This is a genomic window from Paracoccus broussonetiae, assembly GCF_031854425.1.
GTDB lineage: Bacteria > Pseudomonadota > Alphaproteobacteria > Rhodobacterales > Rhodobacteraceae > Paracoccus > Paracoccus broussonetiae.
Window position 1 is genome coordinate 56,757 of sequence record NZ_JAVRQI010000018.1, and the last position, 13,754, is coordinate 70,510.

13 protein-coding genes are annotated in these 13,754 nt (G+C 65.3%); 6 read left to right on the plus strand and 7 right to left on the minus strand.

The features are described from left to right. Window positions 1-47: 47 nt before the first annotated feature. Genes RM190_RS19960 through RM190_RS19975 form a run of 4 tightly spaced genes read right to left on the minus strand, consistent with a single transcriptional unit; the run spans window position 48 to window position 5,017 of the window. On the minus strand, window positions 48-1,160 hold the full coding sequence (locus RM190_RS19960; protein WP_311761231.1) for an ABC transporter permease: 1,113 nt from the start codon (window positions 1,158-1,160) through the stop codon (window positions 48-50). A gap of 4 nt (window positions 1,161-1,164) precedes the next feature. Further along, complete coding sequence (locus tag RM190_RS19965; protein WP_311761232.1) at window positions 1,165-2,289, minus strand: ABC transporter permease; 1,125 nt, start codon at window positions 2,287-2,289, stop codon at window positions 1,165-1,167. Continuing rightward, window positions 2,286-4,031, minus strand: coding sequence for an ATP-binding cassette domain-containing protein (locus tag RM190_RS19970; RefSeq protein ID WP_311761233.1), 1,746 nt, complete (start codon window positions 4,029-4,031; stop codon window positions 2,286-2,288). Before RM190_RS19970 ends, RM190_RS19965 begins: the two co-directional genes overlap by 4 nt. Next, complete coding sequence (locus RM190_RS19975; RefSeq protein WP_311761234.1) at window positions 4,028-5,017, minus strand: HlyD family efflux transporter periplasmic adaptor subunit; 990 nt, start codon at window positions 5,015-5,017, stop codon at window positions 4,028-4,030. The genes RM190_RS19970 and RM190_RS19975 overlap by 4 nt, the downstream gene beginning before the upstream one ends. Before the next feature lie 158 nt (window positions 5,018-5,175). Between RM190_RS19975 and RM190_RS19980 the strand changes: the two genes are divergently transcribed. Next, the gene (locus RM190_RS19980; RefSeq protein ID WP_311761235.1) at window positions 5,176-5,841 is read left to right on the plus strand and encodes a TetR/AcrR family transcriptional regulator; all 666 of its coding nucleotides are present in this window, start codon (window positions 5,176-5,178) and stop codon (window positions 5,839-5,841) included. 353 nt (window positions 5,842-6,194) lie between these two features. Further along, window positions 6,195-6,782, plus strand: coding sequence for a VOC family protein (locus tag RM190_RS19985; RefSeq protein ID WP_311761236.1), 588 nt, complete (start codon window positions 6,195-6,197; stop codon window positions 6,780-6,782). A 115-nt stretch (window positions 6,783-6,897) separates the two neighbouring features. On the opposite strand, the gene RM190_RS19990 is transcribed toward RM190_RS19985, so the two are convergent. Beyond that, on the minus strand, window positions 6,898-8,250 hold the full coding sequence (locus tag RM190_RS19990) for an ATP-binding protein (protein WP_311761237.1): 1,353 nt from the start codon (window positions 8,248-8,250) through the stop codon (window positions 6,898-6,900). After that, entirely contained in the window at window positions 8,247-8,918 is a 672-nt protein-coding gene (locus tag RM190_RS19995; RefSeq protein WP_311761238.1) for a response regulator, read from the minus strand. Before RM190_RS19995 ends, RM190_RS19990 begins: the two co-directional genes overlap by 4 nt. Window positions 8,919-9,055: 137 nt before the next feature. Here RM190_RS19995 and RM190_RS20000 point away from each other — a divergent pair, with 137 nt between their 5' ends. Genes RM190_RS20000 through RM190_RS20010 form a run of 3 tightly spaced genes read left to right on the plus strand, consistent with a single transcriptional unit; the run spans window position 9,056 to window position 12,277 of the window. Then, window positions 9,056-9,694: a DsbA family protein gene (locus RM190_RS20000; protein ID WP_311761239.1), complete on the plus strand. Its 639-nt coding sequence runs from the start codon at window positions 9,056-9,058 to the stop codon at window positions 9,692-9,694. Between the two features lie 19 nt (window positions 9,695-9,713). Continuing rightward, entirely contained in the window at window positions 9,714-11,483 is a 1,770-nt protein-coding gene (dsbD, locus tag RM190_RS20005; RefSeq protein ID WP_311761240.1) for a protein-disulfide reductase DsbD, read from the plus strand. Then, on the plus strand, window positions 11,483-12,277 hold the full coding sequence (locus RM190_RS20010) for a TlpA family protein disulfide reductase (RefSeq protein ID WP_311761241.1): 795 nt from the start codon (window positions 11,483-11,485) through the stop codon (window positions 12,275-12,277). The genes dsbD and RM190_RS20010 overlap by 1 nt, the downstream gene beginning before the upstream one ends. On the opposite strand, the gene RM190_RS20015 is transcribed toward RM190_RS20010, so the two are convergent. After that, window positions 12,274-12,918: a DsbA family protein gene (locus tag RM190_RS20015; RefSeq protein WP_311761242.1), complete on the minus strand. Its 645-nt coding sequence runs from the start codon at window positions 12,916-12,918 to the stop codon at window positions 12,274-12,276. The genes RM190_RS20010 and RM190_RS20015 overlap by 4 nt on opposite strands. Window positions 12,919-13,128: 210 nt before the next feature. Between RM190_RS20015 and RM190_RS20020 the strand changes: the two genes are divergently transcribed. Then, a complete protein-coding gene (locus tag RM190_RS20020) occupies window positions 13,129-13,737 on the plus strand; it encodes a L,D-transpeptidase (RefSeq protein ID WP_390908752.1) in 609 nt (202 codons plus the stop codon). The last annotated feature ends 17 nt before the right edge of the window (window positions 13,738-13,754 follow it).

Consider the following 13,754-nt stretch of genomic DNA (forward strand, 5'->3'; position numbering starts at 1 on the left):
CCTGGCGCTACCCACCTGTGCTTCCGCGATCGGTGGGTGGGCTGAGATCAGCTCAATCTGTGTCGAAACAGCCAGGCCGCCAGAGGCAGGGTCACGGTCGCGACGGCAAGCAGCGGCAGGAAACTTGGCGCGACATCGGCAAATGTCGCGCCTTCCAGATAGACCCGGCGCACGATGTCGATGCCGAAGCGCAGCGGGTTCACATAGGTGGCAAGCTGCAGGACATGCGGCATGTTCCTGACCGGGGTCAGCAGGCCCGAAAGCAGCATCAGCGGCATGACCAGCATGAAGGTGTAAAGCATCGCCTGCTGCATGGTCAGCGACACGGCGGAAATCGAAAGTCCGATCCCGACCGCCGCCGTGGTAAAGACCAGAAGCCCGACGTAAAGCAGCCAGACCGATCCTGCCATCGGGATCCGGAACCACAGGAGGATGATCAGGAAGATGATCGTCGACTGCACCAGCCCGACGAAGATCGCTGGCAGGGCCTTGCCGATCAGGATCTGCGAAGGGGTCAGCGGCGTGACCAGCAACTGATCGAAGGTCCCCTGCTCGCGCTCGCGCGCGACCGAGAGTGCCGCGATCATCAGCGTCTGCAACATGCTGAGCGAGGCGATCATCGCCGGCATCAGGTTCCAGCGGGACTCGAAATTCGGATTGAACCAGGCGCGGCGGGTGATGGTGACGGGCGAATTTCCTCCCAGCGACTGGTTGTAGGCAGCAACGATTGCGGCGACCTGTCCGGCCGCCGCACCCGACGTCGCCGAGTTGCGCCCGTCAAGGATCACCTGCATCGCGGACTCGGTCCCGGCAGAAAGGCGGTTCTCGAAATCGCGCGGGAAGGTCACGACCAGCAGCGCCTTGCCACTGTCGATCTGTTCCGGGATCTGGGCAGAACTCTCCAGCGTCGCAATGCGCTTGAAGACGCCGGTGCCCTCGATGCGGGCGGTGATCTCGGTCGAGGCGGCGCCCCGGCTCAGGTCCAGAACGGCGAAGGGGGCATGGGTCAGGTCATAGGTCGCGCCATAACCGAACAGCAGCGCCTGCATCAGCGCGGGTGCAAAAAGCAGGGCGCGGCTGGACGGGTCTTTCAGAAGCGCCAGAAGCTCCTTGCGGATCAGTGCGAGGGTCTGGGCAATGTAAAGCATCACGGCCTGCATGGTCTCAGTCCAGTTTCTTGGCGAGCGTGCGCGTGGCGATCCCGATCAACACCAGCGCATAGGCCGCCAGCGTCAGGTTGGCGCGCAATATCTGCGGCCAGTAATCCCCCGCCATGAACAGGGTCTTGATCAGCCCCATGAAATGCGTGGCGGGCAACACATTGCTGACGAGCTGAATGACGACCGGCACGTTTCGCAGATCGAAAACGAAACCCGAGAGCATCAGCGCGGGCATGAAGCTTGCCAGAAGCGCCAGCTGGCTGGCGGCGAACTGGTTCCTGGTCACCCCCGAGATCACCAGCCCCAGCGCCAGCGAGACCAGCAAGTAAAGCAGCGAAGACAGGATGATGATCCAAAGCGAGCCGCGCATCGGCACGCCAAAGACGAATTTCGCGGCGACCAGGCACATGGTCAGGTCGATTACCCCGATCACGAGAAAGGGGACGAGCTTCGAGAGCACCATCTCGATCGGCCGCGCCGGGGTGACGAAAAGGGATTCCAGCGTCCCCCGCTCCCATTCGCGGGCGATCAGCAGCGAGGTCAGGAAGGCCCCGATCAGCGTCATCACCAGCACGATCAGGCCAGGGACGAGGAACCACGTGCTGTCATTCGCCTCGTTGAACCATGTTCGCTGAACCAGCGTGACGCTGGCCGATGTGGTGAAGGGATCGCCCTGCTGGTCGGCAATATGCGCAAGCGCGGTATGGATCGCACCGGTGGCATAGCTCTCGATGGCCTGGGCGGTATTTGAATCCACCCCGTTCAGGATCAATTGCAGGTTTCCCTGACCATGCAGCAGGTCGCGGGTGAATTCGGCAGGCACGCGCAGAATGGCGTCGGCCCGCCCGGCGCGGATCAGGGCCTCGGCCTCGGGCATGGAATGGGTCCAGATCGGGCTGAGGTAATCCGATCCTGCAAGCCCCGCCACCGCGTTCAGGGTGGCGGCGGAACTGTCCTCCATCACCACGGCGACGCGGGCGTCGGTTACGTCAAAGGACAGGCCAAACCCGAAAAGCAGGATCAGCACGACCGGCAGTGCGAGGCCCACGATCAGGTTGCTGCGGTCGCGCAGCATCTGCCGGACTTCCTTGCGGGTCAGGGCAAGCAGGCGCGTCCCCGCGCCGCTCATGCCACTTGCCTTTCGCGCCGGGCCCGCGCGTCCTCGACGATCGCGATGAAGGCGCTGTTCATGTCCGTGGCCCCGGCCTTTCCCGCCATTTCGCGGACCTGTTGCGGGGTCCCGATGGCCAGCATCTCGCCCGCATCCTGAATGGCGATGCGGTCGCAATACTCGGCCTCTTCCATGAAGTGCGTGGTGATGATGATGGTCGTGCCGCCCCTGGCAAGCGCCGTGATCCGTCGCCAGAAGGCGCGGCGGGCAAGGGGGTCGATGCCGCTGGTCGGCTCGTCCAGAAACAGGATCTCGGGGCGGTGCAGCAGCCCGGTCGCCATGGCGAGCCGCTGCTTGTAGCCCGCGGGCAGAAGCCCGCTTTGCGCCGCCGGGTCAAGGTCGAACTGTTCGAGGGCATCGGAGATGCGTTCGCGCAAGAGCCTGCCGCCCAGCCCGTAGGCCCCGCCAAAGAATTCGAGGTTCTGTCGCACCGACAGATTGCCGTAGAGCGCGAATTTCTGTGAGACATAGCCGATCCGCGCCCGAGCCTGCGCGCGCGCGACGCGCAGGTTGCGGCCTGCGACTTCAAGCTGACCGCTTGTGGCGGGCAGAAGTCCGCAAAGCATGCGGAAGGTGGTCGTCTTGCCTGCCCCGTTCGGACCAAGAAGCCCGAATATCTCTCCTCGCCCGACCTCAAAGGAGGTGCTGGCAACGGCAGTGAAATCACCGAACTTGCGCACCAGGTCACGGACAAGAATGACCGGCTTGCCGTTGGTGGAGGGATGATCCGGCCCGGCTTCCGCCGTGACGGGTGTTATTTCATGATCCTGCTCGCGCAGCAGGATCATGAAGCTGTCTTCCAACTCCTCGGGGCGGGCCGCACTTGGCCCATTCTCCAGCAGTTCGGCCAGTCGAGACGGATCGGCATCGGGTTTGCGGATGAAGCGGACGTTGCCCCCCTGCGGAACCGCGTCGATGATGGCATCGGGTGCGTCGATCAGCCGGGCCTGCAGCTCGCGCGCGGGCCTGCCCGCAGGCGGGGTCGCGACGAAGGTCAGGCCGCGCGCACGTTCCAGCAGCGTGGCGGGCGTGCCCTCGGCCAGTATCCGGCCCTCCTGCATGACATGGACCCGCGCGCAACGCTCGGCCTCGTCCATATAGGAGGTGCTGACGATCACGCTGAGCCCCTCGTCCTCGACCAACGCCTGCACGATCTTCCACAGATCCCGGCGCGACAGCGGATCAACGCCAACGCTGGGCTCGTCGAGCAGCAGCAAATCTGGCGAGCGCACCAGAGTGCAGGCCAGCCCCAGCTTTTGTTTCATCCCGCCTGAAAGCTTGCCCGCGGGACGTTCGGTGAACTGCGCCAGATCGGTCATTGCCAGCATCCGAGCGAAGCGTTCCTTGCGCCGATCCTGCGGCACGCCATGCAGATCCGCGTAAAGATCAAGATTTTCCTGCACGCTCAGATCTTCATAAAGACCAAAGCGTTGCGGCATGTAGCTGATCCGGTCCTGCACCTGCTGCGGGGCCCGCGCGACATCGATGCCAAGGACCTGCAACCTGCCCTGATCCGGTCGCAACAGGCCCGCAAACATGCGCATCAGGGTGGTCTTGCCCGCGCCATCCGGCCCCACCAGCGCAGTCAGTTCGCCCGGCCTCACGGTCAGGGACAGATTGTCGATCGCGGTGACAGCGCCCCGGTCGGGTTCGGGAAAGACCTTTCGCAGCCCCACGGCCTCGACGGACGGGGCCGTCACTTTGCCGCCTCTTCTATCAGAGTGACCGTCACCGGCTGGCCAAGGCGCAGCCTGTTCTCCTCGTCCGTGACGGTGACATGGACCTCATAGACGAGGCTGGTTCGCAGTTCCTCGGTCTGCACGGCCTTGGGGGTGAACTCGGCGACCGAGGAGATATAGCCGACCTGCCCCGCGATCGGCTGGCCCGGAAAACTGTCGGTCTGGACCCGCGCGGCCATACCCGGACGAATGCGGCCGAGATCGGCCTCGCGCACATAGACGCGGATCCATTTCGGGTCGGTCAGCGCCAGCGCATAGACCGGCGATTGCGCTGTCGCCATGTCACCTGGTTCGCGCAGGCGCGAGCGGATGACCGCATCGGCAGGGGCGCGCAATTCGCCAAGGCTGATCTCGTGCCGCAAGAGTTCCAGCTGCGCCTCGGCCGATTGCAACTGCGCCTGAGCCGAGGCAATGGCCTCGGGTCTCGCCCCGGCAAGGATCAGGTCCAGCGCCGCGACATCCTGATCGACCATGGCGCTAGCCGCCTGGGCTTCGGCTTCCGCGCGGTCCAGATCCTGCTGGCTCGCCGTGCGCGAGGTCACCAGCCGTGCCGCGCGATCACGCTGCAGGGTGGCAAGTTCCGCCGTCGCTCTGGTCGAGGCGACCTTGGCCCGCGCCTGAGCAATCTCCTCGGGGCGCGATCCCGCCTTCAGTTCCAGAAGCGCCTGCCGCTCGGCCTCGACGACCGCTTCCTGCGCCTTGGCCTGCAGTTCCAGCGAGCGCGTATCGAGGCGACCGATCACGTCACCCGCCTTGACCGGATCGCCTTCCTCGACCGCCAGTTCGGTGATCCTGCCGCTGCCATCGAAGGCCAGCGCGACCTGCCGGATATCGACATTACCGTAAAGCGCAAGGTCGCCAGATGCGTCCGCCCCACGGCTCTGCCACCAGAACAGGGCGCCAGCAGCGAGGGCAATGACAAGGATGATCGGCAAAATCTTCTTCATGAGCGTGATCCGGCGAACCATGGCTTCGGTAGAATGCTTAGTCTAAATTGCATTTAATGTAAATCCAGATTAGAGTTTCCGCTTCCTGCGTCACGCGGACATGTGTTGAAAGGTTCGCACCGCAGAAAAATTCTTGTTCCAATCAGGACCCGTTCAAGATGACCAAGGCACAGACCACGAGACGTCGCATCGGGCGCAGTGATGGCGAAGCGACGCGGGCGCGCATCCTGGCCGTCGCCGGCGAGCGTTTCGCGGCCTCGGGTTTTGCCGATACGACGAACAAGGACATCGCGGCCGAGGCCGAGGTCGACCTTGCCTCGATCAACTACCATTTCCGCGATCGCGCAGGCCTCTACCAGGCGGTCCTTATCGAGGCGCATCGCCGGATTGCCGATCTGCAGGATATCGAACAGATCGTCGCGGGTGATGGGCCCGCCGAGGGAAAGCTGAAGGAGTTGATCCGCTTTCTTCTGGGTGGGCGCGCCAATCCGGCGGAATGGCCGATGATCGTGCTGGGGCGCGAGATCGTTGCGCCAAGCCCGCATCTTCAGGTTCTGCAATCCCGGGAGGTGCTGCCCAAGCTGCAGGCCATCCTGCCGATCCTTGCCGAGATCACCGCGATCCCGCAGCAGACCCCGGATTTGCTGCGCTGCCTGCCCTGCATCGCCGCCCCTTGCGTGGCCTTCATGCTGCTGGGACGCAGCGGGACGCCGGTCGCGGAACAGATGCGCGCCACCTCGCAGGATGATCTTGTCGAGCATCTGTTTCGCTATGCGATGGGCGGGCTCGCCGCGGTCCGGGCAGGGTTTCACGCCCAGAAGTGATCGCCTCCAGACCATCGCAGCAGGGAAAGCGCGGCTGGTTTGCGGAAGGCGGCGTCACGTCAAGAACTAGCGCTGAGCGGCCGCAATAGGCCATCCTGCGCCCTATCCGAGCCTGAATCTGCGAACCGGTTTCTGTGCGGCGTGAAGGTCGTTGCATTCGCACCTCAGCGCCCCCGAGAAAGCCTATGCTTGGACCTTCGCGATCAGCGTCACACCCGGAAGTCCCCCAATATGCGCGTTGCAGGTCGATCGCCGCGCGCTCCGGTCGGTCCGCGTGGACTGTCAGCACCCCCGGGCGCAAACCGATCGTCAGGCCGACAAGATCACGTGTGTCGGGCAGCTGTTTCGCCGCGATGAAATTGATCCCCGGCTGGCCGAGGAAGCCGGCGCAGATACCCGCCCCTCATCACCACGATCCGGTCGGCCAGGGACAGTGCCTCGGTCTGGTCATGGGTGACATAGACGATGGTCGCGCCAAGCGCACGGTGCAGTTCCTTGATCTCGGTCCGCATCGTGTGGCGGGCGGCCATCCCGCGCCGCAGGAGTTATGGGTCGACGGCCCATGGTCCGAGCGCCTGTTGTTCGCCGGAAGTGAAACCAGCACGCCCAAGGCGGGCTATCTGTCGGGGGCGCTGTCGAAGCTTCATACCGCGCGGCGTCTCCGCGCAGCCATGACCCAAAGGCGCATCGACCATCTGGTGCTCGCGGTCCACGACCATGAGCCACCGGCGGAGTTTTATCGGCGCTTGGGTTTTCAAGTCGGTCCCCGCAACCGCCATACTTTGGGAACAGAGAACGGGTTGATCCAGATGCGGTCGGCGGCACCGCATTCCGCGCAGGATATGGTCGGCTTCGCGCTGCGTGAAAGCGGTCGGTTGGAGGTGGTTTCAGCAGTCGGTCCGGCTTGGTTTCGTCCTATCGAGTCACGGTGCCCGATCTGACGCGCCTGTCCGACCTCCTGCGCGATCAAGGGGCTCGACCTCAGACGGGTGCGCAGCGCGTGATGATCGACGAAAGCGATGCCTACGGGGTCGCGATCCGGTTCGAGGTAGCGGGCTAGGCCGCCGGAAACGACAGTTCGGCCCGCTCGCCACCACCCTTGCGCGCGGTCAGGGTCAACTCGCCCGCCATGCGCTCAACCGCGGCGGCGACGATGGCCAGGCCCAGCCCGCTGCCTTCGCCCGAAGGGCTGGCGGCGCCCCGATAAAAGCGGTCGGTCACATGCGGGCGGTCGGTCTCGGCGATGCCACGGCCACGATCCAGCACCTCGAACACGATCCGCGCGCCGTCCAGTCGCAACGCCACCTCGACCTCGGCATCGGGCGGCGAGGCGAGGATCGCGTTTTCCAGCAGGTTCCGCAGCGCCGCGGACAGCAGGGCGACCTGATCGGTGCGCCAGGGCCCGGCCTCGGACCGGACGGAAAGACGCACCCCGCGCGAGGCCGCCAGCGGGGCCATCGCCTCGGCCACGTCGGCCAGAACCTGCGCGCCATCCTGCGCCGGAAGCTCGGCAAGCGTGGCGCTTTCCGCTGCGGTCATCGCCAGCAACTGGCCGACCAGCCGGTCGCTGCGGTTCACCGCCGCCGCGATCTGCCCCAGCGCCTTGTCCCGCGTCGCGTCATCGGGCGCGATGGCAGCAATCTGCGCCTGTGTCTTCAGCCCGGCCAGCGGCGTCTTCAGCTCATGCGCGGCAAAGGCGGTAAAGTTGCGTTCGCGGTCGCGCGCCTGATCGACGCGGCGGAACAGACCGTTCAGAGCGCTGGTCATCGTGCGCAATTCCGTCGGCACATGGGTTTCGTCCAGCGCGCCAAGATCGGTCGCCGGACGCTGCGCCAGCGTGGCGGCTAGCTGTTCGACCGGGCGCAGACCACGCGCGACCGCCCACCAGATCAGCAGCGCAAGAATGGGCAGGATCAGAACCGCGGGCGCGATCACGCCCAGTGCGACATCATTGACCAGCATGTCGCGCACCCGCAGGGAATCTCCCACCATGACGCGGATGCCAAGGTCTTCGTCGACATGGCTGTAGACCCGCCAGACCTCGCCGTTGACCGCGCGCTCGCTGAAGCCCGAGCCGCCATCGGCAAGCTGCCCCTGCGGTGCCCCCTGCGAGGCGCTGCGCAGCTTGCCGTCAAAGCCCCAGACCTGACAGATCAACTGGCGGGCATAGTCATGCTGCCCGTCCAGCGCCGGGGCATGGTCGACCATATCCGCCGTATGCGGCGTGACGACGCCCTGATTGCGCCCGATCAGCGAGGCGACCATGCGGGCCGATTCCTCAAGCCGCCGGTCCAGCACCTGCCCGACCTGCGTTTCCGTCGAATACTGAATCCAGATCACTGCGGACAGCCAGACCAGCCCGGTCGCCGCCAACAGGATTGCGAACAGGCGGGTGCGGATCGATCTCATGTCGTCACCTTTTCGTCGGCAAGCCGGTAACCCGCCCCGCGCACCGTCGTGATGAAGTCGGGACCAAGCTTGCTGCGCAGCTTGTGGACATGCACCTCGACCGTGTTGCTTTCGACATCCTCTTGCCAGCCGTAAAGCCGTTCCTCCAGCGCGGCCTTGGCCATGACGGCGCCGGGGCGTTCCATCAGCGCATGCAGGATGGTGAACTCGCGATTGGAAAAAGTGATCTCCTCGGTGCCGCGCGTGCCGCGCATCCGGGCCGGGTCCAGCAACAGCCCGTTCCATTGCAACACGCTTTCGGCCCGGCCATGGTTGCGGCGCAGAAGGGCGCGCAGCCTTGCGGCCAGTTCCTCAAGCTCAAACGGTTTGCCCAGATAATCGTCCGCCCCGGCATCAAGGCCCGCGACCCGCTCCTCCAGCCGGTCGCGGGCGGTCAGGACCAGAACGGGCATCGAAACACCATCGGCCCGCCAACGTCGCAGCAGGTCAAGACCCGACCCGTCAGGCAGCATCAGGTCCAGCACCATCACCTGGAAATCGCCCGCCCTCAGCGCCGCCGCCGCATCGGCACAGGTTTCCACGGCATCGGGCGAAAACCCCGCCAGCCGCAAGCCGACGCCAAGACCATCCCGAAGGATGTCGTCATCTTCGACAATCAAAACACGCATCGGACTTTCCCGTGACCCTGACGGTGGGCGCATAACCGGCCCACCTTAAGGCTGGCTTAAGGCAGACGCGCGAAACCGACCACGCCGCGCCGGACAAATTCCGGTGCGCTCTTGGCGACAAATGGAAGGATCCGGACATGCAGCCGATCGGAAGACGCAATCTTATCAGGGGTGGGCTGCTGGTGGCGGGGGCCTTTGCCACGGGCGCGCTGCCCGCTATTGCCCGCGACAATCCCATGCCCGAGGACTTGCGCAAGGCGCTGGAGCACGCACCGAACACTCCTGTCCTTGGCAACCCGAAGGGCGATATCACCTTGACCGAGTTCTTTGATTACAACTGCCCGTATTGCCGGACTTCGGTCAAGGACGTGCACGCATTGATCGCGCAGGACAAAACGCTGCGGGTGGTTTTCCACGAATGGCCGGTCTTCGGCGAGGGCTCGGTCTTTTCCAGCAAGGCCTCGCTCGCGGCGCTGAAGCAGGGGAAATACTGGCAGTTCCATACCGCATTGATGGCGATCGACGGCAAGGCGGATCAGGCCTCGGCCACGGCGGTCGCCAAGCAGGTCGGGCTGGACATGGAACGGCTGCATGCCGACATGGAATCGTCCGAGGTGCTGTCGCATATCGACCAGTCGATGCTGCTGGCCGACCACATGGGCCTGACCGGCACCCCCACCTTTATCGCGGGCGACGAGGGGCTGTTCGGCAAGCAGTCTCTGTCGCAATTGCGCGGGCTGGTGTCGCGCGGACGCGCCACGCTGGCCGAAAGCTGAGGGCTTTCGGGAATTTGAGATGACCAAACTGTTTTTTCGCATCGCATTTCTGGCAATTCATTTTGCGCTGGTTGGTCCGCTTGGGCTGGCCAGCGCGCAGGAATTCAGCTTTTCGGACCGGGGCAGCCGCCCGATGGACCCGCGCGACGCCTTCAGGATCGAACTGCGCCTGGTCAGGGACGGGCGCGCCGAAATCGACTGGCAGATCGCGCCGGGCTATTACCTTTATCGCGACCAGATCGCGGCAAGCGATGCCGACGGGCGCGCGCTGACAGTTGAAACGCCTGCGGGCGTGATCAAGGAAGATCCGAATTTCGGCACGGTCGAGGTCTATTACGATGCGGCCTCGGCGGTCCTGCCACAGGCGGGCGGCAGGGTGCAGGTGACATGGCAGGGCTGTCAGGAGGACGGCATCTGCTATGCCCCCGTCACCAGCGATCTGGATCTGCCTGTGCTGACGCAACCCCCGCCAGATATCGCCGAACCCTTGCAGCTTTCGGCGCAGGACGGGCTGGTTTCAGGGCTGGCGCAGCGGGGCGGCACGGCGCTGGTGCTGCTGGCGTTCTTCGGCTTCGGGCTGGCACTTGCGCTGACACCCTGCGTGTTCCCGATGATCCCCATTCTTGCCGCGATGCTGGCCCGGCAGGGTGAAGCGCTGACGCCGGCGCGCGGCGCGCTGCTGTCGGGCACCTATGTGCTGGCGATGGCCGCGGCCTTTGGCGCGATGGGCGCGGTGGCGGGCTGGTCGGGCCAGAACCTGCAGATGGTGCTGCAATCGGCCTGGGCCATCGGTGCCGTCGCCTTGCTGTTCGTGGTGCTGGCCCTGTCCAGCTTTGGTCTGTTCCAGATGCAGCTGCCCGCCGCGATGACCGCCCGCCTGTCGGGCGGAACGGGCCGACGCGGGTCGGTTGCAGGCGCGGCAACGCTGGGATTTACCTCGGCGCTGATCGTCGGGCCTTGCGTGACCGCGCCGCTGGCCGGGGCACTGCTTTATATCGCCCAGACCGGAGACGCGGCCTTGGGTGCAGTCGCGCTGATCGCATTGGGTCTGGGGCAAGGCGCACCGCTGTTCGTGGCGGGAACCTTTGGCGCGCGCATCCTGCCGCGTGCCGGCGCGTGGATGCAGCACGCGCGGCAGTTCTTCGGAGTGGTCTTTCTGGCCATGGCGATCTGGCTGGCAGGACGGCTGCTGCCGGGGCCGCTGGTTCTGCTGCTTTGGGCGGTGCTGCTGGTTGGTTGCGGCGTGTTTCTGGGTGCGCTGGACCGCGCGCCCCCAGCCACGAATGCGCGGCAACTGGGCCGCGCCGCGGGCGTGGTCGCCTTGATGGGCGGTGCGGTCATGGGCATCGGCGCCGCCCTTGGCGCGACCGAGCCGCTGCGCCCCCTGTCGCCGCTGGTCGCAACCAGCGCAAGGGCCGACGCCCCTGCCCTCGCCTTTGACGCGATCCTTGACGCGGACCAGCTGCAACGAAAGCTTGGCGGCGCAGACCAGCCCAGCCTGATCTATGTCACCGCCGACTGGTGCGTGGCCTGCAAGGGGATCGAGCGGAGCGTCCTGCCAGACCCAGGCGTGGCCAAGGCGCTGCAAGGGATGCGGCTGCTCAAGGCCGATGTATCGGACGGGGACGATCAACGGCAGGCGCTGATGCGCAAACTGGGCGCGGCGGGTCCGCCGACGATGATCTTTCTGGACGCCAATGGCCGCGAGCCCGAGGGGAGCCGGTTGGTCGGCAGTGTCAACGCCGCCCAACTGGTCCATGCGGCGAACCGCGCCAAGGTCGGCGGCTGATGGGTGGGCTGTCAGTGGGGCCGCTGGTCTTTTCCGCAGAACGCGCGCCGGTGCTTGCGGCAATCCTTGTCGCGATGCTGGTCGCCGGATTGCTGGCGCGCCGAGTGGGGGCGGCGCTGAACACCTGGCTTTTGTCTGCACTGGTCGCGGCGGCGCTGCTGGGCAGGATCGTCTTTGTCGCGTCGAACTGGCCCGGCTTTGCCGGCGCGCCATGGACAATCCTTGCCTTCTGGCAGGGCGGGTTCGACGGCTTCGGCGCGGCGGCAGGCGGGGCGCTGGCCACCCTTTGGCATCTGCGGCGCAGCCAGCGGCTTTGGCTGCCCGCATTGGCCACGCTCGCCTACGCCGCAATAACGTGGAACACCGTGCATCAACTGGCACGGGGTGGGGATATGGGCCTGCCCGCCGCAATGGCGCTGACGCGGTTGGACGGAAGCGCGGTTCCCGCCTCCGACTGGCAGGGCAAGCCGATTGTCATCAACCTTTGGGCCAGCTGGTGTGCGCCTTGCCGCCGCGAGATGCCGATGATGGCCGAAGTGGCGCAGCAGGAAACCCAAGTGCCGATCCTGTTCGTCAATCAGGGCGAAGGACCCGGGGCAATCCGCCGCTATCTGGCACAGGAAGGCATCGCGATCTCGGCGCTTCAGGATCCGGGGATGCAGATGATGGCGCATTTCCAGACGATGGGTCTGCCCGCGACGCTGTTCATAGACCGCGACGGCAAGCTGCGCGCGGGACATATGGGAGAGATTTCCCGCGCCCGCCTGCTGTCGGGGATCGAGGATCTGCGCTAGCTGCGGCCCCGGCGGGCCTCGGCGATCATGTCGCGCATCTCGTTGCGCGACTGCCTGCCGAACCCGCCAAGATTGCCGACGATCAGGCTGGGGGTACCGACAAGGCCCATCTGCTCGGCCAGCAGCCAGGAATGTTCTACCTGCCGGGCGATCGCGATATCCTCCATGTCGGCGCGCAATCGCGGAATATCCAGACCGACCTGGGCGGCGATGCGGATCGCGCTTTTGTCATCCGCATCGCCCTTGATGCCCAGAAGCGCGGTGTGGAACTGCCAGAACCGGTCCTGTCGCAACGACGCCAGTGACGCACGCGCGCAGTAAAGCGATCCTGCCCCGAAGACCGGCCATTCCCGCAGCACGACGCGAAGGTTCGGGTCATCCGCGATCACCCGGTGCAGGTCGCCAACCATGCTGCGGCAATGTGGGCAGTTATAATCGAAGAACTCGGTCAGGGTGATATCGCCCGTCGGGTTGCCCAGCACGGCGCCCAGTTGCTCCTGCTCCAAAGCCCGCCGTAGCGGCGCGGGCATTTCATTGTCTTGCGCGGTCGCGGGCAATCCGGCCATCGCGACGATGCCGGTGGCCAGCCCGATCCGCAGGAAGTTCCGACGATCATGTGTTTCGGTGCTGCGGGATGCCATGTCTGCTCCTTTTGGTCGTCCGGGGGGACGATTGGACCCCGCGCCTTAAGCTGGGCTTAAGCCGCGTCGGACATCTGGGCCGCCAAGGCATTTCGCCCCGAACGACTGGAGCAATTCACAATGGACCAGCATGTCCAGCACGGCCCGCGCCGATCCCGCAATGACAATCGCCCCGACACCGGCGCAAGCAGACGCGCCTTTCTGGGCGGGATGCTGATGGCGGGATTTGCCCTGCCGCGCCTTGCATCGGCGCAGACCGTCGATCCGACGACCGGGCAGCTCGTCCACGGCACGGCCAGCGCCGGGCAGGCACCCGATGTGGGTGTCTATCAGATCGACCCGACGCAGGACACGCGGCGCAACCTTTCGTCCTTCCGGACCCGGCATTGGAGCGAGTTCTATCCCAGCCTTGGCAAGGGCGTGATCCTGGCCGATGTCACCTCGCGCGCGCTGCATTTCTGGTCCGGGGATGAAAGCACCTATCTGCTTTTCCCCTGTTCGATCCCCGTTTCCGAGGAATTGACCAAGCGCGGACGGACCGAGATCGTCCGCAAGGCGCAACACCCCTCCTGGACGCCGACCCCCAGCATGCGCCAGCGCGACCCGACCCTCCCGCAAAGCGTCGCAGGCGGCAGCCCGGACAATCCGCTGGGGGTCTATGCGCTGTACCTGTCCTGGCCCGCCTATCTGATCCATGGCACCCATGACACGCGCAAGATCGGCCGCAAATCCTCCAGCGGTTGCTATGGGCTTTACAACGAACATATCGCGCAGCTTTACGCGGTGGCGCAGGTCGGCACGCAGGTCACGATTTTCTAAACGAAAACATAAATTTC

Coding starts and splice junctions, on each gene's coding strand:
- RM190_RS19960 (WP_311761231.1), bottom strand. CDS start 1,160: ATGCAGGCCGTGATGCTTTACATTGCCCAGACCCTCGCACTGATCCGC.
- RM190_RS19965 (WP_311761232.1), bottom strand. CDS start 2,289: ATGAGCGGCGCGGGGACGCGCCTGCTTGCCCTGACCCGCAAGGAAGTC.
- RM190_RS19975 (WP_311761234.1), bottom strand. CDS start 5,017: ATGAAGAAGATTTTGCCGATCATCCTTGTCATTGCCCTCGCTGCTGGC.
- RM190_RS19980 (WP_311761235.1), top strand. CDS start 5,176: ATGACCAAGGCACAGACCACGAGACGTCGCATCGGGCGCAGTGATGGC.
- RM190_RS19985 (WP_311761236.1), top strand. CDS start 6,195: ATGAAATTGATCCCCGGCTGGCCGAGGAAGCCGGCGCAGATACCCGCC.
- RM190_RS19990 (WP_311761237.1), bottom strand. CDS start 8,250: ATGAGATCGATCCGCACCCGCCTGTTCGCAATCCTGTTGGCGGCGACC.
- RM190_RS19995 (WP_311761238.1), bottom strand. CDS start 8,918: ATGCGTGTTTTGATTGTCGAAGATGACGACATCCTTCGGGATGGTCTT.
- RM190_RS20000 (WP_311761239.1), top strand. CDS start 9,056: ATGCAGCCGATCGGAAGACGCAATCTTATCAGGGGTGGGCTGCTGGTG.
- dsbD (WP_311761240.1), top strand. CDS start 9,714: ATGACCAAACTGTTTTTTCGCATCGCATTTCTGGCAATTCATTTTGCG.
- RM190_RS20010 (WP_311761241.1), top strand. CDS start 11,483: ATGGGTGGGCTGTCAGTGGGGCCGCTGGTCTTTTCCGCAGAACGCGCG.
- RM190_RS20015 (WP_311761242.1), bottom strand. CDS start 12,918: ATGGCATCCCGCAGCACCGAAACACATGATCGTCGGAACTTCCTGCGG.
- RM190_RS20020 (WP_390908752.1), top strand. CDS start 13,129: ATGCTGATGGCGGGATTTGCCCTGCCGCGCCTTGCATCGGCGCAGACC.